This window comes from uncultured Streptococcus sp. (genome assembly GCF_915066115.1).
Lineage (GTDB): Bacteria > Bacillota > Bacilli > Lactobacillales > Streptococcaceae > Streptococcus.
Genome location: NZ_CAJZDT010000013.1, coordinates 1 through 25,245, shown reverse-complemented (window position 1 = coordinate 25,245; position 25,245 = coordinate 1). Strand labels below are relative to the sequence as shown.

15 protein-coding genes are annotated in these 25,245 nt (G+C 41.6%); 3 read left to right on the top strand and 12 right to left on the bottom strand.

All coding sequences use genetic code 11. From position 1 onward, the window contains the following. Positions 1 to 43: 43 nt before the first annotated feature. The 4 genes from asnS to QZ565_RS01955 all read right to left on the bottom strand — a co-directional run bounded on the left by asnS (position 44) and on the right by QZ565_RS01955 (position 4,449). Positions 44 to 1,390, bottom strand: a complete 1,347-nt coding sequence (gene asnS / locus QZ565_RS01970; RefSeq protein WP_191962393.1) for an asparagine--tRNA ligase — start codon at positions 1,388 to 1,390, stop codon at positions 44 to 46. 13 nt (positions 1,391 to 1,403) lie between these two features. After that, positions 1,404 to 2,582 carry a pyridoxal phosphate-dependent aminotransferase gene (locus QZ565_RS01965; RefSeq protein ID WP_265465587.1) on the bottom strand — a complete coding sequence of 393 codons (1,179 nt, stop codon included), beginning with the start codon at positions 2,580 to 2,582 and terminating at the stop codon, positions 1,404 to 1,406. After that, positions 2,579 to 3,067, bottom strand: a complete 489-nt coding sequence (locus tag QZ565_RS01960) for a DUF5590 domain-containing protein (protein ID WP_295524715.1) — start codon at positions 3,065 to 3,067, stop codon at positions 2,579 to 2,581. Before QZ565_RS01960 ends, QZ565_RS01965 begins: the two co-directional genes overlap by 4 nt. Positions 3,068 to 3,252: 185 nt before the next feature. Then, a complete protein-coding gene (locus QZ565_RS01955) occupies positions 3,253 to 4,449 on the bottom strand; it encodes an MFS transporter (RefSeq protein ID WP_295524712.1) in 1,197 nt (398 codons plus the stop codon). 415 nt (positions 4,450 to 4,864) lie between these two features. Between QZ565_RS01955 and QZ565_RS01950 the strand changes: the two genes are divergently transcribed. Next, positions 4,865 to 5,413 (top strand): NADPH-dependent FMN reductase, encoded by a 549-nt coding sequence (locus tag QZ565_RS01950; RefSeq protein ID WP_049492444.1) that lies wholly within the window; start codon positions 4,865 to 4,867, stop codon positions 5,411 to 5,413. Positions 5,414 to 5,648: 235 nt separating this feature from the next. Here QZ565_RS01950 and QZ565_RS01945 read toward each other — a convergent pair whose 3' ends face one another. Then, complete coding sequence (locus QZ565_RS01945; protein WP_295524707.1) at positions 5,649 to 12,509, bottom strand: SIALI-17 repeat-containing surface protein; 6,861 nt, start codon at positions 12,507 to 12,509, stop codon at positions 5,649 to 5,651. Between the two features lie 217 nt (positions 12,510 to 12,726). On the opposite strand from QZ565_RS01945, the gene QZ565_RS01940 reads away from it, so the two are divergent. Beyond that, the gene (locus tag QZ565_RS01940; RefSeq protein ID WP_295524704.1) at positions 12,727 to 14,211 is read left to right on the top strand and encodes a M protein trans-acting positive regulator PRD domain-containing protein; all 1,485 of its coding nucleotides are present in this window, start codon (positions 12,727 to 12,729) and stop codon (positions 14,209 to 14,211) included. A 50-nt stretch (positions 14,212 to 14,261) separates the two neighbouring features. Here the strand turns inward: QZ565_RS01940 and yaaA are convergent, their stop codons facing one another. The 4 genes from yaaA to QZ565_RS01920 form a co-directional block, all read right to left on the bottom strand. Then, positions 14,262 to 14,990, bottom strand: a complete 729-nt coding sequence (gene yaaA / locus QZ565_RS01935) for a peroxide stress protein YaaA (protein WP_295524701.1) — start codon at positions 14,988 to 14,990, stop codon at positions 14,262 to 14,264. A 186-nt stretch (positions 14,991 to 15,176) separates the two neighbouring features. Then, positions 15,177 to 16,772, bottom strand: a complete 1,596-nt coding sequence (locus QZ565_RS01930; protein ID WP_295524698.1) for a hypothetical protein — start codon at positions 16,770 to 16,772, stop codon at positions 15,177 to 15,179. Positions 16,773 to 16,783: 11 nt separating this feature from the next. Continuing rightward, positions 16,784 to 17,194, bottom strand: coding sequence for a peptide deformylase (locus QZ565_RS01925; protein WP_247949372.1), 411 nt, complete (start codon positions 17,192 to 17,194; stop codon positions 16,784 to 16,786). 117 nt (positions 17,195 to 17,311) lie between these two features. Beyond that, a complete protein-coding gene (locus tag QZ565_RS01920) occupies positions 17,312 to 20,008 on the bottom strand; it encodes a cation-translocating P-type ATPase (RefSeq protein WP_295524691.1) in 2,697 nt (898 codons plus the stop codon). Between the two features lie 306 nt (positions 20,009 to 20,314). On the opposite strand from QZ565_RS01920, the gene mntE reads away from it, so the two are divergent. Beyond that, entirely contained in the window at positions 20,315 to 21,499 is a 1,185-nt protein-coding gene (mntE, locus tag QZ565_RS01915) for a CDF family manganese efflux transporter MntE (protein ID WP_295524687.1), read from the top strand. A 36-nt stretch (positions 21,500 to 21,535) separates the two neighbouring features. Here mntE and QZ565_RS01910 read toward each other — a convergent pair whose 3' ends face one another. The 3 genes from QZ565_RS01910 to dapB all read right to left on the bottom strand — a co-directional run. After that, the gene (locus QZ565_RS01910) at positions 21,536 to 23,407 is read right to left on the bottom strand and encodes an ABC-F family ATP-binding cassette domain-containing protein (RefSeq protein WP_295524684.1); all 1,872 of its coding nucleotides are present in this window, start codon (positions 23,405 to 23,407) and stop codon (positions 21,536 to 21,538) included. Next, positions 23,404 to 24,603 (bottom strand): CCA tRNA nucleotidyltransferase, encoded by a 1,200-nt coding sequence (locus tag QZ565_RS01905; protein WP_295524681.1) that lies wholly within the window; start codon positions 24,601 to 24,603, stop codon positions 23,404 to 23,406. The genes QZ565_RS01910 and QZ565_RS01905 overlap by 4 nt, the downstream gene beginning before the upstream one ends. Continuing rightward, positions 24,600 to 25,245 (bottom strand): 4-hydroxy-tetrahydrodipicolinate reductase (gene dapB / locus QZ565_RS01900; RefSeq protein WP_295524678.1); only part of this gene is annotated, 646 nt, incomplete at its 5' end. The genes QZ565_RS01905 and dapB, both read right to left, overlap by 4 nt.

The following is a 25,245-nucleotide window of genomic DNA, read 5'->3' as shown; positions in this document are numbered from 1 at the left end:
TTATGGTGTTTTGAAAAAACGCCCCTAGGGCGTTTTAGTCTTTTTATGGTTTGATACGGTGCAACATACGTGGGAATGGAATGGCTTCACGGATGTGTTTTGTTCCTGCTGCGAAGGTTACCATACGCTCGATACCGATACCAAATCCTCCGTGTGGAACTGTACCGTATTTACGAAGGTCAAGGTAGAATTCATATTCTGTACGATCCATGCCAAGTTCATCCATCTTAGCAACTAATGCATCGTAGTCTTCCTCACGCATAGACCCACCGATGATTTCTCCATAGCCTTCTGGTGCAAGCAAGTCTGCACAAAGCACGCGCTCTGGATTTCCAGGAACTGGTTTCATGTAGAAGGCCTTGATGGCTGCTGGGTAGTTCATGACAAATGTTGGCACACCAAAGTGGTTTGAAATCCAAGTTTCATGTGGTGAACCAAAGTCATCACCATGCTCAAGATGTTCGTAGTCAGCATCTTCATCATTCTCATGCTCTTGCAAGAGGTCAATGGCTTGATCGTAAGTGATACGTTTGAAGGGCTCTGCAATGTAGCGTTTCAAGAGTTCTGTATCACGTTCCAATGTTTCCAAGGCTTGAGGCGCACGATCAAGAACACCTTGAAGAAGAGCTTTTACATAAGCTTCTTGCAAGTCAAGTGACTCATCATGTGTCAAGTAAGAGTACTCCGCATCCATCATCCAGAACTCAGTCAAGTGACGGCGTGTTTTTGATTTTTCAGCACGGAATACTGGACCAAAGTCAAATACACGACCAAGAGCCATAGCACCTGCTTCTAGGTAAAGTTGACCTGATTGGCTCAAGTAGGCTGGCGTTCCGAAGTAGTCCGTTTCAAAGAGTTCAGTTGAGTCTTCCGCCGCATTTCCTGAAAGAATTGGGCTATCAAACTTCATAAAGCCATTCTTATCGAAGAACTCATAAGTCGCATAGATAATAGCATTACGGATTTGCATCACGGCCACTTGCTTACGAGAACGAAGCCACAAGTGACGGTTGTCCATCAAGAAGTCTGTTCCGTGTTCTTTTGGTGTGATTGGGTAGTCTTGAGATTCACCGATTACTTCGATGTCTGTAATGTCCAACTCATAGCCAAACTTAGAACGTTCGTCTTCTTTGACAATACCTGTCACATAGACAGACGTTTCTTGGCTCAAGCGTTTGATGACATCAAACTTCTCAATCCCCACTTCTTCACCAAATTTTTCTACAAAGTTTGGTTTAAAGGCCACACCTTGGAAGAAGGCTGTTCCATCGCGCAATTGCAAGAAGGCGATTTTTCCTTTTCCTGATTTGTTGGCAACCCAAGCGCCAATCGTCACTTCTTGACCAACATAGTCTTTTACATCGATAATCGTTACACGTTTTGTCATTATTTTTCCTTTTCTTTTATTTTTCCATAAATGCTTTCAAGCGATTAACTGCTTCTTTAAGCGTGTCTAGGTCTGTCGCATAGCTGAGGCGGACATTTTCTGGCGCTCCAAATCCAGCTCCTGTTACCAAGGCTACTTCAGCTTCTTCTAGGATAGCAGTTGTAAAATCTGTCACATCGGTATAGCCTTTCATCTCCATTGCCTTTTTGACATTTGGGAAGAGGTAGAAGGCTCCTTGCGGTTTGACCACTTCAAATCCTGGCACCTCAGCAAGAAGGGGATAGATGGTATTGAGACGTTCCTCAAAAGCCTGACGCATGCTTTCCACCGTATCTTGCTCGCCTGATAGAGCCTCAACTGCTGCATATTGGGCTACTGCTGACGGATTGGAGGTTGTTTGACCTGCAATCTTGGACATGGCAGCGATAATGTCTGCTTCTCCAACGGCATAGCCAATACGCCAGCCAGTCATAGCATAGGTTTTAGACACACCATTGATAACCACTGTTTGCTTGCGAATCGCTTCTGATAGACTAGAAATAGGTGTGAACTCATGGCCATTATAGACCAAGCGCCCATAGATATCGTCTGCTAGGATGAGAATATCCTTTTCTACAGCCCAGTTCCCGATTGCTAAGAGTTCCTCACGGGTGTAAATCATACCTGTCGGATTAGATGGTGAATTCAGCACCAAAACCTTGGTCTTGTCTGTGCGAGCTGCTTCTAACTGCTCTACAGTCACCTTAAAGTGATTGTCTTCCTTAGCAGGAACAAAGACTGGCACACCCTCTGCCATCTTAACCTGATCTCCATAGCTGACCCAGTAGGGGGTTGGGATGATAACTTCATCACCTGGATTGACCACAGCCATAAAGAAGGTATAGAGAGAATATTTTGCTCCTGCAGCTACTGTCACTTGATTTAGCGCTACAGAATAGCCATAAAAGCGCTCAAAGTAGGTATTGACTGCTGCCTTGAGCTCTGGCAGGCCTGAGGTTACTGTATAAAAAGAAGCACGCCCCTCTTGAATCGATGCAATGGCGGCATCTTGGATATTTTTTGGAGTAGTGAAATCTGGCTCACCCAAGGTTAGAGACAAGATATCTCTTCCCTCAGCCTTCAGTGCTTTGGCACGGGCTCCAGCAGCCAAGGTCACACTTTCTTCCATTTCTAAAACACGGTTGGATAGTTTCATAGGCCCTCCTTATTGACCAATGCTCCTGTTTCAAAATCTACTAGATAAAAATTAGTTCCTGACTTGACTTCCCAGATTGGCTTGTCTTGATAACGGCCAAAGGTAATCTTGTCAATCTCGCCAGCTCCTTTTTCCTTAGAAACCGCTTCTGCTTTTTCTTGTGAAATACCCTGATTTAGCTGATAAACGTAAATCTTATGGTCATCTTTTCCGATCAGGACAGCAAGTGCTTCTTGCTGTTTATTACGACCAAGAACGCTGTAATAAGATTCCAAGCCATTGTATAAATCAACCTGATCAGCCTGCTCTAATCCTGCATACTGCTGAGCTAATTTTTCTCCTTCACTTTTAGCTGTTTGATAAGGTTTCATGCTAAGAGAAACCAGATACAGAAAGGAAGCACTAATAACCACAAACAAAATCGTCATCCCTAGACCATACTGCCACAGTAGATTTTTTTTTGCTTTATTTTGTCTTGTTTTCACTCGTCTATTTTACCATCTATTGGGCTTTATTACAAGTGAATGCAAGAACAAACCTATATTATTTCTTCCTTCAAAGTAAACCGATTTTTCTTAGTTAAAACCGAGCAAGAAAAGGAAAGACACAAGCAACATAAACGTATCAAAAAACCTGAGCTTAGCACTCAAGTTTTCGTAAGTTCTTTACTTTATAGAATCACTTTATCATCCATTCTTTTAGCCATTTTTCCTAAAAAGATAGGTAGTAGAAGGCCAATCATGGCTAAAAAGAAGCCTAGATAAAGAAATGTTAGCACAAAGCCTAAATGGTCAATCAACCAGCCTGTCAGTGGGAAGAAGACAATCATACTTAGGCTAAACATCATAGAGTAGACACTCAGCATGGTTGCCCTTACTTCACTTGGGAGGCGCTCTTGCAAATCATTGTCAAAAATCGGCTGAAAAAGAGCATATAGAGCATTACTAATCAAATAAATCAAAATATAGATTAGAGGTGTTCCAAAGTAGGACAGCATATAGGTGACGCCAGTCAGCAAGACAAGGACAGGGAAAAGCTTCAAGGCGGCATATTTCTTTCCAATCTTACTCGCTAGATAGACTGCGACGATATTCAAGAGACTTCCAAGTAGCATAACTGCTGAAATTTGCCAACTACTTAAATCTGGTAACTGATTTTGATAGTAAAAATAAAACATGCACATGAGTGTACCAACAATCTGAGACAAAATCATCCAGTTGAAGAGCATGGGATTTCGCTCCAACTCTTCCTTAACAGTCCACATAATCTGTTTCATGGTCACACTATCAGTTTTTTCTAGCTTGACACTGGGCTCTTTCAGCATCCAAATCAAGACAAGAACTATGATAGAAGTGGCAATCATGATATAGTAGGTCAGGTGCAATTGACCATGGACAAAAAATCCCGCCAACACTGTCCCCAAAGAACGAGTTCCTTCTGCTACTCCTGACATGAAACTTGAAATGGATAGATAGCGCTCCTTTAGCCAAGCCTCTACAGCCGAGTCATAGACCATTGCTGCGCTTGTTCCTGAATCAAAATTATAAGACAAGGCACTTATCGCCATAGCTAGCGCATAAATCCAAAAATTTCCCTGCCCAGCCAACATAAGAATAGAAGACACAATCCCTGCTATTCGACTTAAATAAAGGTTGGTCTTATAGGAATAGCGGTCAGCTAACATACCAGATGGAATTTCACAGAGAAGACTGGTCATATGAAAAATACTCTCCAGAAGTCCAATCTGCCAAAGAGACATTCCGTTTTGACTGAGAAAGAGAATCCAAAAACTGGTAATCCCTAGAAATGCAAAAAACTCAACTCCGGCCATCAGGCCAATATTTTTCCGATAATTTCTTATTAACATCTTTTCTCCTTAACAAGTGTATTATTTCTTTTGTCCGTCACTTGTTAATCTTTGCCTTACATGATCTCCACCCCTTTTAGAAGCATTCTTCAATGCCATTATTGTTCCTTTAATGATTTATGAAATGATACCGGAAAATAGCTGTTCTGCGGTTTCTATTGCTAGTTTTCTTGTTTATTTTAGCACTTATGTCATTATATTACAAGAGAATATTGGAATACTCCTATAAAATCAAAGAAAACTAAAATCCAAAAAATAGTTCTTACTTTTCCAGTGACAACTGACTAGAGTTTCAGCAATTTTATAATTTTCAAATAAACTCTGAGCAAATTTCTTGCAAGTCCTTTTGTTTTGTTGTAATATATTTTATAACAACGAGAAAGTTCTCGGAAATTTAAGAAAAAGGAGACACATCATGTCTAAAAAAGTATTATTTATCGTCGGATCACTACGTCAAGGTTCTTTCAACCACCAAATGGCCCTCGAAGCTGAGAAAGCACTTGCTGGTAAAGCAGAAGTTAGCTACCTTGACTATTCATCCATTCCTCTCTTCAGCCAAGATTTAGAAGTTCCAACTCATCCAGCTGTAGAGGCTGCTCGTGAAGCAGTTCTCGCTGCTGATGCCATCTGGATTTTCTCTCCAGTCTACAACTTCTCTATCCCTGGTACAGTGAAAAACTTGCTTGACTGGTTATCTCGTGCCCTTGACTTGTCTGATACACGTGGCGCTTCTGCCCTTCAAGACAAGTTTGTCACAGTATCATCTGTAGCCAATGCAGGTCACGATCAACTTTTCGCTATCTACAAAGACCTCTTGCCATTTATCCGTACACAAGTCGTTGGTGATTTCACTGCTGCACGTGTTAATGACTCTGCTTGGGCAGACGGAAAATTGGTTCTTGAAGAAACAGTCCTAAATTCACTTGAAAAACAAGCTCAAGACTTGGTCGCAGCAATTCAGTAAAAAATAGAGAATTTTAAGAAGTCTAAATCAATTATAGCCACCTCATAGGGTGGCTTTTTATTTCTCAATCAAGATTTTCAGACAAACATCAGACATCCAAAAAAACCTTGAGCGTTACCACTCAAGGTTTTTAGCAGTCTTTTCCATCATGGAAAATCGTTCTAAGAATATTCTTTCATTCGAGATCTATCACTTATCATCTTCTTTCGAAAAATTAATGACTGCTTGTTGCTGATTAATCTTCTTTTCTTCGACCTACATATAGGCTCAATAGAATACCGCTACCTAGAAGAACAGAGATATAATCAGATTGGCTTCCAGTTTCAGGTAATTTGTCACCATGATTTTCTTTACCTGTAGTTGGTGCTACTGGGTTAGAAGTTAATGGTGTTACCGGTTGAACTGGTACATTTGGATTTGGTTGTGTTGGAACTTCAGGAATGTTTGAACCTGGTTTGTCATTAACTTCAGGCATACCAGGTACTCCGCCATTAAATTCTGGAATTTCATGAACTGGAGGTGTTGGCATTCCTGGAACTTCTGGATTAGGAAGTTCATTGACTTCTGGCATACCTGGTACTCCACCATTGAATTCTGGCAATTCATTAACCTCTGGCATTCCTGGAACACCACCGTTGAATTCTGGCAATTCATGAACTGGTGGTTCTGGCATTGCAAACGTTGGTCCTTCTGGCACATTACGTGTTGGAGGAACTGGTTTGTCATTTGATGGTGTTACTGGTTTGCCTTGGCAACCACATTTACCATCTTTTCCGTCCTTACCATCTTTGCCGTCGCGACCATCACGTCCATCTTTAACAACTGTTTTTGTCACAGTTCCATCAGAATTGATGATTGTGATTGTATGACTACCATCACCATTATCTTCAACAGAAACTTTTGGTGATTTACCATCTTTACCGTCTTTAATCACCATTTCTGTCTTACTTCCATCTGGATTAGTGATTGTAACAACGTGAGTTCCGTCGTTATTATTTTTAACAGTTACAGTTGGTGAAACGCCATCTTTACCGTCTTTACCATCTTTGATAATAGATTTGTATTGACGACCATCAGAATCTATGATTGTTAATGTGTGAGTTCCGTCTCCGTTATCAACGATGTTCGCTTTTGGTGATTTACCATCAAAGATTGTAGTTGTAGTTTCTTTACCATCAGCTCCTGTCACTTTAATAGTGTGTGAACCGTTGTTGTTATCAATCACTTCAAGTTTTGGTTCTTTACCATCACGAACTGTAGTTGTTGTAGTTGTACCGTCTGAGTTCACAACTGTGATAGTGTGAGTTCCATCTCCGTTATCCACAACCTTAGCAGTTGGTGATTTACCGTCACGAACTGTGGTTTCAGAAACAGTACCATTACCGTTTTCTACACGAATTGTGTAAGTACCATCATGGTTATCTCTAACTGTTGCTACTGGTGATTTACCATCTTTAATGATTGTTTCAGTAGTTGTTCCATCACCATTTAGAACTGAGATCTTATGTGTTCCATTCTGTTCGTCAGTTATTGTAACTTTTGGTGATTTACCATCACGAACTGTGGTTTCAGTTGTCACACCTTCTGGATTTGTAATAACGATTGTATGACTTCCGTCTCCATTATCACGAACAGATGCGGTTGGAGTACGTCCGTCAACACCGTCACGACCATTCTTAACAACAAACTCATTCTTCGTTCCGTCTGGGTTAGTGATTGTTACTCTGTGGCTTCCATCTGGGTTTTCTGTTGTAGTTGCTGTTGCAGCTTTACCGTCTTTACCATCTTTGATGATAGCGTTGGTAACATTGCCGTCTCCATCCGTAACTTTAACAGTATGAGTTCCATCGTTGTTATCTGTTACTTCAACTTTTGGAGTCTTACCATCTTTACCATTCTTAACAACAGTTTCTTTAGTTGTTCCGTCTGGATTTGTTACAGTGATTGTGTGGCTTCCATCTGGATTTTCTGTTGTAGTGATATTGGCAGTTTTACCGTCTTTACCATCTTTAACTTTAGTTGTTGATTCAGAACCATCAGGGTTTCTAACAGTAATAGAGTGTGTTCCATCTCCATTGTCCGTTACATTTACAACTGGTGATTTACCGTCTGCTCCATTAGCTCCATTAGCTCCGTTTTCACCTTTTTCACCTTTGTCGCCTTTTTCACCGGCTACTCCTTGAGGTCCACGGATATTACCAATCTTGTTCCAAGAACCATTTTCTTTCTTGTAAACATCACCTGTATTGGCGTCGATATAAGTATCACCGTCTTTACCATCATTAGCAGTTGGGGCAGTAACTCCACTTAGTAATTCAGCACCGTTACGTCCATTTGTACCAGAAGCTCCATCTGTACCATTACGTCCATTTGTACCATTCAAGATATCACTTGTACCAATTAATTCATCCACACCTGGATCGTATTTACCGTTACCATTATTATCATAGTATGCTGTAATACGAGTACCATTTACTGGTTGTGAATCTGTAGTTTCTGGTTGCGTACCTGTTGAATCTGTAGTTGTTGGTTGTACTGTTTCTGATGACTCAGTTGCACTTCTATCTCCATCTGGTAATGCTCTTCTATTTCTTGCACTTCTTGATGTTCCAGAAGGTTGTGAATTAGAAGTTGATCCAACACCTCTTCTAACTGCTTCCACCAATGCATTTAAGTCAATAAATGGTGTACGTCCATCTTTACCATTCTTACCATCTTTCACTGTAAAGGTTACTGGATCTTTACCTGGTGTTGTGATAGTTACAAGAGTGCTTTGGCCATCTTGTCCACGTTGAGTAGTGATTGTAGGAGTTTGTCCATCCTGACCGGTTGCACCAGTTTCTCCCTTAGCACCATCTTGAACAAAGACTGTAGTTGGTTGTGAACCATCATGGTTATCCACCGTGATTTCTACACCCTTATGCCCTTCTTCATCCTTACGAACAGCTGTTACTGTTGGAGAGACACCGTCCACTCCATCTTTAATAACTGCAAGAGGTTTTTCAGGATTCAATGGTTGACCTGGATGTGCTGGATCTTCTTGGTAAACTTTAGTTTCTTTACCATCTTTGACAGTAAGCAATGATTTACCATCACGTCCGTCCGCACCTTTAGCACCATCTTTAATCATTTCAGAACCTAGAAGTTCATCAGTTCCTGGAGTATACTTACCATCATTGTTTTCATCAGTATAGAATGTCACAATTGTATGAGATGGATTGCCGTTTTGTCCTTCGACACGAAGCAAATCAACTTTTGGAGTTTTACCGTTCAGACCATTTTCTCCGTCCTTAACATTTACTGTAACTGGATCTTTACCTGGAACAGTGAATGTAATGTCGGTACTATGACCATCTTTACCTGGAGTTACAGTTACTTCTGGAGTCTTACCATCTTCTCCACGTTCACCTTTATCACCCTTAGGTCCCTTGATGTTGCCTTCTTTGTCCCAGTTGCCGTTATTCTTAACGAAGACGTCGCCTGTTTCTGTATTGACGTATTTATCGCCGTCTTTACCTTGATTTGCTTCTGGGTTAACTTTGCCGTTCAAGACGTCTTTACCGTCGCGTCCATCACGTCCGTCACGACCTGCTGCGCCATCTCGTCCGTCGCGTCCTGGTAAACCTTGGGCTCCGTCTTGACCATCACGACCTTGAAGACCTTGTTCACCTTTGTCCCCTTTAGGTCCCTTGATGTTGCCTTCTTTGTCCCAGTTGCCGTTATTCTTAACGAAGACGTCGCCTGTTTCTGTATTGACGTATTTATCGCCGTCTTTACCTTGATTTGCTTCTGGGTTAACTTTGCCGTTCAAGACGTCTTTACCGTCGCGTCCATCACGTCCGTCACGACCTGCTGCGCCATCTCGTCCGTCGCGTCCTGGTAAACCTTGGGCTCCGTCTTGACCATCACGTCCTTGAAGACCTTGAGCACCCTGGTCACCCTTAGGTCCTTGTAGCCCTTGTGGTCCTTGTGGTCCTGCAACTCCGGCTTCACCTTTTAGACCTTGAGGTCCACGAATGTTACCAATCTTATCCCAAGTTCCGTTTTCTTTCTTATAAACATCACCTGTAGTTGCATCGATATAAGTGTCGCCATCTTTACCATCATCTGCTGTTGGTGCTTTAGGTCCACTTAATAATTCAGCACCATTACGTCCGGCTGCACCTGCTGCACCATTGGCACCGTCTGTACCATTATAAATTGGTTGTTTAGCAATTAAGTCATCTATACCTTCATCGTACCGACCATTACCATTGTTATCAAAGTACGCTGTAATAAGAGTACCTTCTCTTGGTTTTTCTGCTGGTGCTGTAGATGGGGCGTCTGCTAAAGCTCTTCTTACTCTTCCGCTTCTTTGATTGTTTAATCTTGCTGCTGCTTCAGCTAAGGCATTTAAGTCGATGGTTGGTGTACGTCCATCTTTACCATCTTTAATGTTAGCTACAACAGGCTCTTCTCCAGGAATTGTAAATGTAATGTCAGTACTATGACCATCTTTACCACGAGCTGTAGTAATTACTGGCGTTTTACCATCACGTCCTGCTGCCCCTGTTTCACCACGTTCGCCACGATCACCTTTAGCACCTTGTGCACCAGTTAATCCACGTTCACCTTGGTCTCCTTTTTCACCTTTGGCACCATCTGCAATGACAACTTCTTTTAGTTTTGTATCTCCTGCATCAAATTCGTTGTTGTCATTTTGATCATAATAGAAGATAACAGTTGTTGTTTTATCAGCTTCATTTCGTTGAGTCGCAACTAATGGGCTTGCTCCATCGAAACCATCTCTTACAACAGTATTTGTAACATTACCTCTACCGTCGTTAATCGTGATAGTATGAGTGCCGTCATCTTTATTATCTTTAACGGTTACGGTTGGAGTTACACCGTCACGACCTGCCTGACCTTGGTCTCCTTTTTCACCTTTAGCTCCAGTTAAACCGCGTTCACCTCGGTCTCCTTTTTCACCTTTAGCTCCAGTGAGACCACGTTCGCCTCGGTCTCCTTTTTCACCTTTAGCTCCAGTGAGACCGCGTTCACCTTGGTCTCCTTTTTCACCTTTAGCTCCAGTTAAACCGCGTTCACCTTGGTCTCCTTTTTCACCTTTAGCTCCTTGTGCTCCGGTTAGACCGCGTTCACCTTGGTCTCCTTTTTCACCTTTGGCACCTTGTGCTCCAGTCAGACCGCGTTCGCCTCGATCTCCTTTTTCACCTTTAGCTCCAGTGAGACCACGTTCACCTTGATCCCCTTTTTCACCTTTAGCACCTTGTGCTCCAGTCAGACCACGTTCACCTTGATCTCCTTTTTCACCTTTAGCACCATCTTTAATAGCAATTCTTTGAACAAGTTCGTCTACACCTTCAGTGTAAACACCGTTACCATCATTATCAAGATAGAAAGTGAGGTTATTGGTATCACCGATTTTATTTTGATCAACACGTGGTTTTACAGTTTCAATGAATTCTTTAGCAACACCGATTTGAACAATACGTGGTTTAGCTTCTTTAGTAACTCTATTACTAATTGGCAAGCCTAGGATTGTTTCATTACCTAATCGATGAACTTTATAGGTAATTTGACGTTGTCCTTTTTCACCTTCTCTAACTAATCTAGTCTCACCTTCTGGCAATTTACTAGTTGGAAGATAGATAGTTTGGAATTCAAGTTCTTCTGTAACAGTCTTGTTACTAGTACCACCATTTGGATTTGCATCCAAGAGGAGTGGGTTTGCTCTATAATAATAGTTAGAGTTACTGTATGGGTCATTGCTAGTAGCGGCACCGCCACCACCTTGGTCCACGTTAAAAGTAACTGGTTTCAAACGAACAGACAAGTCACCATTTGGATTAATGATAGGCAAACTAAATCTGATTGTTTGTTCCATATTTGTTGAAGTAGCAGAGGTCATACTGTATCCTGAGTGAGATACGAAGTTGGCACCCTGGCTAATAGGTTTTGATTGCTCTCTTAATCTTGGAGTTGTGATGGTTGCATTTGAAGGATTTCCAAATCCATCCCCTTTGTCCAAGATAAAGTTATTATTAACAAATTCACCTGGACCAGAGTATCTAATTGTGAAATTCAATCTATTACCTTGACGTACTGTTGTTACATCGTAATGAATTGAATTACCACCACGTGAGTTTCCGTAGCCACGGAAACTATAACTACGACCACCTTGACTAATATCTGTAAATGCAACTGTATTTCCAGAACCTGAAACAATTGGGTTAGCTGGATTGCTAGCTGCTCTAAAGCCACTGTGCCCTTTATCCAAGTCTTCTTTACGGATAGCTGGATTTTGGCGAGCGTCAGAAAGGCTAAGAGCTGGTTTCAAAAGTTCATTTGTAGATGCAGGTCTTGACGTAGCTTCTACTTTAACAGGTGTGCTAGTTGGCAAAACAGTACTATTAACAGCTGAACGATCAGTTGTTGCAACTGGTTTAGCTTCTTCTTTGGCTTCTGCCGCGTCAGCTTTCTTCACTACAGGAGTTTCTGATACAGTTCCTTTATCAGAGTTAGAACGAAGTTCTAGACCAATAATAGACGATTGAATAGATGACTCTGCTGCTGATAATTCAACTTCAGTTGCATCTGCTTTCCCAAGCAAGCTTTGACCAGCTTGGATACTTGCTTGCAAGTTTGCAGCACTTGCTTCTGTATATAACTTACTCTCAAGTTTTTTAGCACGCGAAAGAGCCGTTAACAATTTTGACTTGTCAACAGCATCTTGATGCGTTACTTCTTCTTTTTTATCTTTTGCTTCTTCAACTTTTTCTGCTGGTCTAGTAGCTTCTTCAGTTTTAGCTGGAGTCGTTTCTACTGGGTTCGCAACAGTTGGAGCTGCATAAGTTGTTTCTTTTTTAGGTGTAGAAACTTCTGCTGGTTTAGTAGCTTCATCTACCTTATCAACAGAAACACTATTAGTTGCCTCAGGATGTTGTTCCTCTGCTTTTACTGATTGCGTATTGGCAGCAGTTCCCAAGACTAAGGCTGTCCCGAGCAATACACTAGCCGCACCAAAGTGATACTTACGAATAGAGTATCGTTGTTGCATGCTATACCAGTCAAATGATTTCTTATGTGAATGTTTCATTTTGAACTCCTAGATAATATTTTATAGTTCCTACTCTACAACTATTTAATATATAAATCAATATTATCCAAGGAATTGCTATATTATATTTCTGATTACCAGAGTCATTTATTATACTCTCTTTTTTTTGAACTATTTGAACTTTTTTTGACTCTAATATTTTTGTTATATTAAAACAAAAATGTGATATAATGTTTTCAAGGAGGATAATACCCGTATGAGAAACCTTTTATCCACAAAAGATCAAAGACAATTACGCTTAATGGAAACCCTAATTCAGAATCGTAATTGGATGAAATTACATGAACTTGCCGATAAATTAGGATGCACCGAGCGAATCTTAAAAAGTGATTTAACTGAATTGCGTCTTGCCTTTCCATCTATTGACATCCAATCTTCTGTTAACGGAATTATGATAGATTTAGAAGTTAACACTAGTGTAGAAGATGTTTATCAATATTTTCTTGCTAATTCTCAATCTTTTCAATTACTAGAATATCTGTTCTTCAATGAGGGGCTACCTATTTATCGAACAATAGAAAATCTTCACTCTAGTAATGCTAACCTCTATCGTTTAGGGCGGAATATTACAAAAACTCTGTCAGCTCAATTCCAAATTGAACTATCCTTTACTCCATCCGCGATACGTGGAAATGAAATTGATATTCGCTATTTTTTTGCCCAATACTTCTCTGAGAGATATTATTTCCTAGACTGGCCTTTCCCTGACCTTCCTGAGGAAGATTTAACAGAGTTTGCTGACTTCTTCTATAAAATCACGAATTATCCAATGCGATTTTCAATTTATAGAATGTACAAACTGATGATAGCTATCAGTATTTACCGCATCAAAAATGGTCATTTTATCGACTTACCAAATCATTTCTATGATGAATACTATCCTCTGTTGATGAATATTCCAAACTTTGAGGAGTTACTTGTCCATTTCTCTGAGAAATTGGGGCTGGAACTCACTCCAGACATTATTGCACAAATTTTTATTTCCTTTATTCAAAGTAACATTTTCTTAGATCCTCAAGAATTCTTCAACTCTTTAGAAGAGAACAGTGAAGCAAGATACTCTTACCAATTACTTAGTCAAATATTAGAACGCCTATCAAAACAATATAATATTACTTTTACTAATCATGATGAGCTGATTTGGCATTTACACAACACTGCTTTCTTTGAAAGACAGGAAATCTTTTCTACCCCAATCTTATTTGAACAAAAAGCATTGACGATTAAAAAATTTGAAGTTTACTTCCCAGACTTTATGGGAAGTGCGCGTCAAGAACTGGCTCAATATCGTCAGGCAATTGGACAGCATGACCATCCTGAACAGTTGGAACACCTGATGTATACCATCTTAACCCATGCTGAAAACCTCTCTATTCAGTTGTTAGAAAATCGACCACCTATCAAGGTTTTAATTATCAGTAACTTTGACCATGCTATATCCCTTACCTTTGTTGATATGCTTTCCTATTACTGTAATAACCGCTTTACCTTCGATACTTGGGATGAATTGGAAACAAGACCTGAGATTTTAAATCAGACAGATTACGATATCATCGTGTCTAATTTCTATATTCCAGGAATTACCAAGAAGTTTATTTGTCAAAATCATCTGTCAATAATGGATTTGGTTAATCATCTTAATACTTTATCAAATGAGATTCATATATCCAATACTTTATAAGCTAGAAAAAAGTCAGCATGATTCTGCTGACTTTTTCTCTTATCTGATTTCTATACTTCCTTTACAAAAACCAATTCCTTTGGCTGGAACAGGTCTTCTCTGTAGGAAAACCCTGCAAAGCTTAATCGACGAGCTTCCTCCACAGTTTGTACTTGATTTTCTATTAAAGCTGTTAGAAAGGCCCCGCGCGCTTTCTTGGAAATAGTTGAATGAATCTTCAGCTGCCCATCTCTATCCTCCATGAATTTGAAGGTCACCATCTTTTCTCTAATTTCCTTAGAAAACACAGTCTCAAACTCGGATGACAATAGAGAGAAAATCACTTCTTCCTGCTTCAGAGCTCCATCATAGGCTGTCTTCCAATGGCTCTTCAAAGTCTTACCAGCGACTTTTAACTTCATCAAAAAGTCCAAACGGTGAGGAGCCATAGGTGACAAGGCTGGAACGACTCCGTACAAAGCCGAGGTAATGAAGACATGATTTTCAAGATAGGCTTGTTCTGCCTCAGTCAGTTTGTCTCTCTTGATATGGCGGTACATAAGCCCATCAAAAAGTTTCAAGGCTGGATAGTATTGAGCAGTTTGCCTTTTCAAAGCTTGGATATTTTGAAATTCTTCCGCCGCCTTTTCAGCTGATACCTTGTAAAAACTCTCCAATTGACTAGCAGAATAGAGGGCCAAGACATCCAGCACTGCCTGACTTTCTGGTCTTAAAGGAGCGGCTTCAATACTCGGCAAGTCTGTGTTCATTTCTTTTGCTGTAGGGATTAAAATTTTCATATTGATAGTGTAGCATATTTTTTTGCCACTACCAAGAAATTCATCTGAAAAGAGATTTGGGAAAAAAGGCATTAAAATTAAAAAATGCATAGTATCAGGAATTGAGAAATCTTGATACTATGCATTTTATGATGGAAAGATTTACTTTATTTTTCCTGAAATTGAGGTTTTGCCCAGCCTCTCCTCTTACTGTACTTTAAATGTCTTGAGATAATTGTCTTTTCCTACTTGACCTTCAAAGGTTTTACCATTTTCAAGGTAAGGAAGGTCATCTGATACTGAGGCCTTAACCTTGTAAATCTTGCCATCAACTTTAAAGAAGTAGACGGTGTCGCCCTTGATAACAGCTGATTTGAGGTCTGCTACCACACCCTTAATACTTTCTGTCGTTTCATTATCAAATTCAAGGTCGTTTTTGTTGGCGTACTTGCTGAGCAGTTCTTCCACTGTCGTAGCAACGATAACATTTTGGTACTCGACTGCGTCTACCAGAGCGTACTCTTTGACCAAACCAGCATTGTCCTTCAAGCCCATGATGTAGAGAGGCTTGTCATTGAGGTTGATGAGGATTGGGAAGGTCGCCTTGTAGGATTTCTCCTGAACAGCACCTTCTGCTGATTCACGGGCTGATTCTTCTGTCGCAGAAGCCAAGCTATACTTAGTGATTTCTCCTGTTCGCATATTTTCAAGAATGAAACCAAGATTACTTTCATCCGCATTAGCCGACGTCACACCTGTGTAGAGGTAGATGTCATTCCCGATAGACAAGTAATTATAGCCCTTGGTAGTCTGGGTCACGTTTTTCTTGGAAATCATGGCATTCCAGAAACCGTCCTTGTACTTGCCGTTATAGTTGATTTGCTCGATGGTTTCCTCAGCTGGATAAACACGGTCCACCCATTCTGGAACATCTGCCAAGCTGTATTCCTTGGTTTCTCCATTTGTGGCATCCAAGATAATGACTGAAACAGGACGGGGAACCGCAAGTCCAAATTGCTTTTGGTAAACCGTTGCTACATAGAAAGGATTTCCCTCATCGTCCACCTCAAAAGATGGAGTCTTGAAGATTTTAGTTGGGTACTTCAAGCGTAGGTGGCGTTTGACATCACGGTTAAAATACTCCGAGTCAGAATACTTGATTGGTGTCTTCAAGTCCACCAAGTTGGCATTTCCAGTTACCATGTCCACCTTGATATACTCGCCGATTCCCTTGGCCTGATTGTTAAACCATTTGATAGGATCTGCGTATTCTAGTGGCGTAACTCGATAAGGTTTCCCATCAATCGTCAATTGGGTATAGGTGTCTGCCGCTACGTACTGCGACACTTTATCCGTTAGGGAACCTAAGTAGCGGTCACCAATTTTTTCAGCGGTACTTCTATCTAAGATAGGAACCTTACTGGTGTCAGTCTTAGGAAATTCAGTAAAGTCTTTTTCAGTAACCGTGACTACATTGGCATAATTCTTAGCCTGAAAAATGCTAGAAGTCACCAAGGAAACCAAAGCTGCCAAGAGAAGAATTCCTCCAATAGAAGCTAAAAGGATTTTCCCTAACCGATTGATTTTGAAACCCTCAAGATTTAAGGCAGCTTCCGCCTTGCCATGGCGCACATGAACCGTTTTGACAAGGTTTATCCCCTTGCCAAAACCAAATAAGATTGCTACAACCAGCAAATGCCCACAGAGGAAAAAGAGAAATTCCCAGCTGGTCAGGTTAAGAGGCGGTAAAAAGATATACCAGGTCGTTGCGATAAAAATAAGTTCGAAGACTATTCGTTTCATTTGCTTTCCTCTTAAATGATTCGTCCTTCCAAGTGATCCAGTTCATGCTGACAAATCTGGGCTGGGAAACCTGTCAAGGTAATGGTCTGTTCCTGCCACTTGCTGTCACGATAAGCAACTCTTATAGTTTCATAACGCTTAGTAAGTCTCACACCTGTCAAGGACAAACAACCTTCCTCTGTCTCATAAGGTCCGTCAGAGGACAGGAGCACTGGGTTAAACATGACCACAGGAACCAAGCCCAGATTAAAGATAATCACGCGCTTCTGCACCCCAATCATATTGGCAGCCAGACCGACACAAGTCTCACGATTCGCTAAAAGTGTATCCTGCAAATCTCTGGCAAGATACAGATCATCCTGATTTGCCGGCTGAGACACCTGAGATAAAAACAAAATATCCTTTACAATTTTCTTTTCCACTTCTGCTCACTCCTCTTGCTTTTTACTATATTATAGCAATTATAGCACAAAAGCCGATAACTGCAAGCCCTTTCCCTTAACTGTAGCAAAAAGCCATCCGAAGATGACTTTTTCTTTTTAAATCGCATTCTTGTCAAAACCGAGTTTACGTTGAACAAACTTAACGATTTCGACAATGATAATCATTGAGAAGCTTCCAGCCATGACGATTCCCCATTGAGACAAGTCTAGTTTGGTTACGTGGAAGATTCCTTCAAGCGGTTCTACGACGATTGTTGCCATGAGAAGGATGAAGGATACCAAGATGGACCAGTTAAATGTCTTAGACTTGAATGGGCCAACTGTTAAGATGGATTGGTAAACAGACTTGACATTGTAGGCATGGAAGAGCTGAATCAAACCAAGAGTTGCAAAGGCCATAGTTAGTGCATCTGCATGAATGGCATGATTGTCACCCACATGAACTGGGTAAGCAATCGCAAGTCCATAAACACTCATAACAATAGCTGCTTGGAGTACACCTTGATAGATGATAGAACTCAAAACACCACCTGAGAAGAAGCTTGCCTTGCGTCCACGTGGTTTATGATTCATGACACCAGGCTCAGCTGGCTCAACACCAAGAGCGATAGCTGGGAAAGTATCGGTTACCAAGTTGATCCACAAAAGATGAACTGGCTGTAAGACATCCCAACCAAACAAGGTTGATAGGAAAATAGTTAATACTTCAGCAGTATTGGCAGAAAGCAGATACTGGATAGTCTTTTGAATATTTGAGAAGACCTTACGTCCTTCTTCAACCGCAACAATGATAGTCGCAAAGTTATCATCTGCAAGAATCATGTCAGAAGCCCCCTTAGAAACCTCTGTACCAGTGATTCCCATACCGATACCGATATCGGCTGTTTTCAGAGCTGGCGCATCATTGACACCATCACCTGTCATGGCAACGACCTTACCTTGTTTTTGCCAAGCCTTGACGATACGAACCTTGTGTTCTGGAGACACACGGGCATAAACAGAGTATTGACCAACTACTTTTTCAAAGTCTTCATCTGACAGTTCATTGAGTTCAGCACCAGTTAAAACGTGGCCTTCGGTATCATTTGCATCGATGATACCCAAACGTTTAGCAATAGCTTCTGCTGTGTCTTGATGGTCACCCGTAATCATGATTGGACGGATTCCAGCTTCCTTAGCTACACGAACAGCCTCAGCTGCCTCAGGACGTTCAGGGTCAATCATCCCAATCAAACCAGTAAAGATTAAATCATTTTCCAGCTCTTCAGAAGTGAGGTTTTCTGGAATGCTGTCAATAATCTTATAGGCACCTGCAAGGACACGCAAGGCTTGGTGAGCCATTTCAGAGTTGTTTGTGTGAATGAGGTTTGTAACCTTCTCATCAATCGGAGCAATATCCCCAGCCTTATCACGAAGAACACAACGTTTCAAGAGTTGGTCTGGCGCACCTTTAACAGCTACGAGGAAGCGTCCATCTGCAAGTGGATGAACTGTTGACATGAGCTTACGTTCAGAATCAAATGGCAACTCAGCCACACGAGGATATTTCTCTAAAAATCCTTTAACATCATAACCTTTGTCCAAAGCATACTGGATAAAGGCTGTTTCGGTTGGATCACCAATTAGATTGCCTTCAACATCAATTTTAGTATCATTTGCCAAAACAACTGAACGAAGTAGTGGCATTTCAAGACCTAGTTCAATATCATCAGCTGAGTCATGTAGGACTGCATCGTAGAAGACTTTTTCGACTGTCATCTTGTTCATAGTCAGCGTACCAGTCTTATCAGAAGCAATGATTTCTGTTGAACCAAGTGTCTCAACTGCTGGCAACTTACGAACGATAGAGTTTCGTTTAGCCAAAACTTGAGTACCAAGGGCAAGAACGATAGTTACGATTGCAGGAAGTCCTTCTGGAATGGCTGCAACAGCAAGCGCAACAGATGTCATCAACTCACCAAGTGGATTTTTCCCTTGAATGAAGACACCAACAACAAAAGTAACAAGTGCAATGACCAAAATTGCATAGGTCAAGACCTTAGAAAGGTTGTTCAAGTTTTGTTTGAGGGGTGTATCAGTCTCATCAGCGTCTTGAAGCATACCTGCGATGTGACCGACTTCAGTATACATACCTGTATTAACAACAACACCCATCCCACGACCATAGGTTACGTTTGAGTTTTGGAAGGCCATATTGACACGGTCACCAATACCAGCATCTGCAGCAAGTTCGACTGTTAAGTCTTTTTCAACTGGAACAGACTCACCTGTCAAGGCTGCTTCTTCGATTTTAAGAGAATTAGCTTCTAGCAATCGTAGGTCTGCTGGCACTACATCACCTGCTTCAAGAGCAACAATATCTCCAGGTACCAATTCTTTTGAATCAATCTCTGCCATGTGGCCATCACGAAGAACGCGAGCAGCTGGACTTGACATAGATTTGAGGGCTTCAATGGCTTCTTCTGCTTTTCCTTCTTGGTAAACACCAAAGGCAGCGTTGATGATAACCACGGCTAGGATGATAATAGCATCTGCGATATCTTCCCCACCAGAAGTCACGACTGACAAGATTGCTGCCGCAACTAGGATGATAATCATCAAATCCTTAAATTGCTCGATGAATTTGACCAGGATTGATCGTTTCTCGCCTTCTTCGAGTTCATTGTGGCCAAATTCGGTAAGGCGCTTTTCCGCCTCACTTGATGACAAACCTTGCTCGGTCGCATCCACAGCCTGCAAGACCTCTTCAGGACTCTGAGTGTAAAACGCTTGGCGTTTTTGTTCTTTTGACATGTGTCTCCTCCTTGACATTGTGTGCAAAACAGACTCTCTTTTTCTCATCGTATCTTTTCACGACAAACAAAAAGAGACCTATTAATCATAACAAGTCTCGCTGTTTAAGATAGGGCCGGAAAGCATACTTTTCAGTATAAAATTCGGAATGACGACACTATCACAGGTTTCTGCCAGCTACTCCCTTGAGTAGTACTATTATACCAAATTTTGAAAAGTTTTCAAAGAGTAAAAACTGCCTTATTTGAATTTTCCCTTGAAAACCAGTATAATGGTAGAATGCTATGTGACTAGAAAGGAAGTTGAATGAAGCAATCTATCTCAAATCTCAAGTTAGCTGAGCGTGGGGCCATTATCAGTATTTCGACCTACCTGCTCTTATCTGCAGCCAAATTGGCTACTGGCCATCTTCTTCATTCATCCAGTTTGGTAGCCGATGGTTTTAACAACGTCTCGGACATCATTGGAAATGTGGCCCTCTTAATCGGGATTCGAATGGCGCGCCAGCCTGCAGACCGTGACCACCGTTTTGGTCACTGGAAGATTGAAGATTTGGCTAGCTTAATTACTTCCATCATCATGTTCTATGTCGGTTTCGATGTTCTAAGGGACACCATTCAGAAGATTCTCAGTCGTGAAGAAACGGTTATTGACCCTCTTGGTGCAACTCTAGGAATCATTTCTGCAGCGATTATGTTTCTAGTTTATCTCTACAATACTCGCCTCAGTAAGAAATCCAACTCCAAGGCACTCAAGGCCGCAGCAAAGGACAATCTTTCTGACGCTGTTACCTCACTTGGTACCACCATTGCCATCCTGGCTAGCAGTTTCAATTATCCCATTGTGGATAAACTGGTCGCTATCATCATCACTTTCTTTATCTTGAAAACTGCCTATGATATCTTTATCGAGTCTTCCTTTAGCCTTTCAGATGGTTTTGACGACCGTTTGCTTGAGGATTATCAAAAGGCCATCATGGAAATTCCCAAAATCAGCAAGGTTAAGTCCCAAAGAGGTCGTACCTACGGTAGCAACATCTACCTGGATATTACGCTAGAAATGAATCCTGACTTGTCGGTTTATGAGAGCCACGAGATTGCGGATCAAGTCGAGTCTATGTTGGAGGAACGTTTTGGAGTCTTTGATACCGATGTCCATATCGAGCCAGCACCTATCCCTGAGGATGAAATTTTAGACAATGTCTACAAAAAATTGCTTATGCGCGAACAATTGATTGACCAAGGAAATCAACTGGAAGAACTCTTGGCTGACGATTTTGTCTATATTCGTCAAGATGGAGAGCAGATGGATAAAGAGGCCTATAAAGCCGAAAAAGACTTGAATTCCGCTATCAAGGATATTCAGATCACTTCCATCAGTCAGAAGACTAAACTCATCTCCTATGAGTTAGATGGTATCATCCATACCAGTATCTGGCGTCGCCACGAAACCTGGCAAAATATCTTTCACCAAGAAACAAAAAAAGAATAGAGAAATCCTGTCATGAGACGGGATTTTTCCATTCTTCTAGCTATCAAAGTCACTGAGATACTCATAGCGTTCGTATTTTTCAAGGAGTGCTTCGTTTTTCTCATCCAGTTCTTTTTGGAGAGTAGCCAGTTTGCCAAAGTCAGAGCCGTTGGCCTGCATCTCCTCTTCAATAGCAGCGATACGATCTTCCAAGGCTTCAATATCACCTTCAATGCTTGCCCACTCCTGCTTTTCTTGGTAGGTCATGCGTTTCTTGTCTTCACGGACCTTGACCACTTTCTCCTTTTCAGCCTTTTGCACTTGATTAGCCATATCTGTTTCAAAGGCTTTTTCATCAAGATAGTCGGTGTAATGACCAAAGAAAGGATGAATTTTACCATTCTCAAATGCGAGAATCTTGGTCGCTACCTTATCCAAGAAATAGCGGTCGTGACTAACAGTCAAAACTGGACCAGCAAAGCCTTGCAAGAAATTCTCCAAAACTGTCAAGGTTGCAATATCCAAATCATTGGTTGGCTCATCTAAAAGAAGAACATTTGGTTTTTCCAAGAGCAGTTTGAGGAGATAAAGACGTTTTTTCTCTCCCCCAGACAATTTCTCAATCAAGGTTCCATGCGTCGAACGTGGGAAGAGGAACTGCTCCAGCAACTCTGCAATCGAAGTACTAGAACCACCGCTGGTCTTGACCTCTTCTGCCACTTCCTGCAAGTAATTGATCACTCGCTTGCTTTCATCCAAGCCCTCAATTTGTTGAGAGAAATAGGCGATGCGAACAGTTTCCCCTATCACAACTTGTCCTGCTGTCGGCTCAAGACTGCCAGCAATCAGGTTGAGCAGGGTTGATTTCCCCACACCGTTGTCCCCAACAATTCCAATACGATCTTTAGCCTGCACCAAGAGATTAAAATCTTGCAAAATAGGCTTATTTTCATAGGCAAAAGAAACATCCTGAAAATCGATGACTTTTTTACCTATCCGACTGGTCTCAAAGTTCATGGTCAAGTCTGTCTCAGCAGTATTGCCTGAAACTTCCTTTTTCAAGTCATGGAAACGATTGATACGAGCCTGCTGCTTGGTTGCACGCGCCTGCGGTTGTCTGCGCATCCAGGCCAATTCTTGTTTGTAGAGTTGTTCTTTTTTGTGAAGAAGAGTCGCATCGCGCTCATCTTGTTCAGCCTTAAGGCGAACATAGTCCTGATAATTGCCTTGATACTCGGCCAATCCAGCTCGATCCAACTCGAAAATCCGTGTTGACAGCGCATCTAGGAAATAACGATCGTGGGTGATAAAAAGGACAGTCTTCTTGGAATTTTTTAAAAAGAGGGTCAGCCACTCAATAGTCGCAATATCTAAATGGTTGGTCGGCTCGTCCAGCAGCAAGAGGTCGTGGTTGCCAAGTAAGACTTGCGCCAACTGAACCCGTCTTCTGAGACCACCTGACAATTCCCCAACAGGAGTCGATAAGTCCTGAATTCCTAGCTTACTGAGAACAGTCTTGACCTGACTTTCAATTTCCCAAGCTTGGAGAGAGTCCATCTCAGCCATGACCCGTTCCAGCCGTGCCTGCTTGTCCTCGCTGTAGTTGAGCATGATCAACTCATACTCACGAATGAGCTGGATTTCCTTGAGGTCGCTTGATAGAACCGTATCCAAGACCGTCTTGTTATCATCAAAATCAGGATCCTGGGTCAAGTAACCAATCTGGTAGTCATTCTTAGCTGAAAATGGACTGACATCCCCATCAAAGCCAGAAACACCAGAAAGAACATCCAAAAGGGTAGTCTTGCCCGTTCCATTGACACCAATCAGACCGATTCTATCTAGGTCATGGATAATAAAGGAAATATCCTTAAAAACGGTCTTGTCACCGACGGATTTACTTAGTTTTTCAACGATAAAATCACTCATTTTTTCTCCCTCAGATAAGCATGGATAGCTTGACGGTGATTTTCCAATTCTCCATCAACAATGGCATACTCAATCTCTGTTAAAATCTCTCCCAAATCTGGGCCCGGCTGATAACCATATTCCTTAATCAAAATGCCACCATTAATCTGAATTTCTTTCTTATCATGAATGGTCAAACTCTGGTAGGTTTCTGTGATAGCTTGTGGGTTGACTTCTTTTCCTTGAGCCTGACGAAGATTTTCAGCCTGTAAAAGTAAATCCAAGTCAAAGCGATAACAATCGCGCTTGCTCAATTCTCCCTTTTCACGCAGAGCCAAAATAGTCAGCAAATCCTGAACTTGCTTGGCAAACTGGCGTGAGGTCTTCCAAGCTTTCAAAAATGGCTGCGCATTTTCAATCTCCAAAGCCCACAAAAGAGCTGCCCAGGCTTGTTCAGAAGATTCAAAAGTGAAATCAGTCTCCAGATCAAACAGTCTGTTGAGCTTATCCTGGCTAGATGCCATATCAGGGAGATAGTCATAAGCTCGGCTCTCAATCATAGAAGCCAAGCCCCTTCTCCAAAACGGAGCCAGCAAGAGTTTATCAAACTCAACGAAGGTACGTTCCACAGAAATTTTCTCCAAAAGTGGCGTCAAGGTCTTCATAGCTTTAAACGTTTTTGGCTCAAGTTCGAAGCCAAGGCTGGCTTGAAAACGGAAACCACGCATAATCCGCAAAGCATCTTCGTTGAAACGCTCACTAGCCACTCCAACTGCCCGCAAGACTTGTTTTTCCAAATCCTCTAAGCCATGGAATAAGTCAACGATTTCCCCTGTCTCATTCAAGGCAAAGGCGTTGACTGTAAAATCACGGCGTTTGAGGTCTTCTTCTAGTGAGCGCACAAAGGAAACCGCACTGGGTCTGCGATAGTCCACATAAACATCTTCTGTCCGAAAGGTGGTTACCTCATACTCCTCATCCCCATCTAAAACCAAGACGGTTCCATGCTCGATTCCGATATCGGCTGTTCGAGGAAAAATCTGCTTGGTTTCTTCTGGATAAGAAGAGGTCGCAATATCCACATCATGGATAGGGCGATTGAGAAGGGCATCTCGAACAGATCCTCCAACAAAATAGGCCTCAAAACCTGCTTCTTTAATTTTTTCTAATACTGGTAAAGCCTTCTGAAATTCAGAAGGCATTTGCGTTAATCTCATAATAAGTGTTCTAATCCATAGACAAGCTCATGACGCTTGACAACTTCTTTAATTCCCAAATTCACCCCTGTCATGAAGGAGCTGCGATCATAGGAGTCATGACGGAGGGTCAATCCTTCTCCCTGATTGCCAAAGATGACTTCCTGATGTGCTACCAAGCCTGGTAAACGAACTGAGTGAATCCGCATGCCATCAAAGTCAGCACCACGGGCACCTGCAATCAATTCTTCTTCATCAGGAGCACCTTGCTGAGCAAACTCTCGAACTTCTGCCATTAACTCAGCTGTTTTAATAGCTGTTCCACTCGGTGCATCCTTTTTCTTGTCATGATGGAGCTCGATAATCTCCACATTTGGGAAATATTTGGCAGCCTGCGTCGCAAATTGCATGAGTAAAACAGCACCTAAGGCAAAGTTAGGAGCGATCAAGCCACCCAAATCTTGGGCACGAGAAAATGATTTTAGCTCTACAATTTCTTCACTCGTGAAACCTGTTGTTCCAACTACTGGAGCAAAGCCATTTTCAAGAGCAAAGCGTGTATTTTCATAGGCAACAGCTGGAGTTGTAAAATCTACCCAAACATCCGCTTTAAAGCCTGCTAAATCAGCCTTATCATTAAAGACAGGAACTCCCTGCCATTCT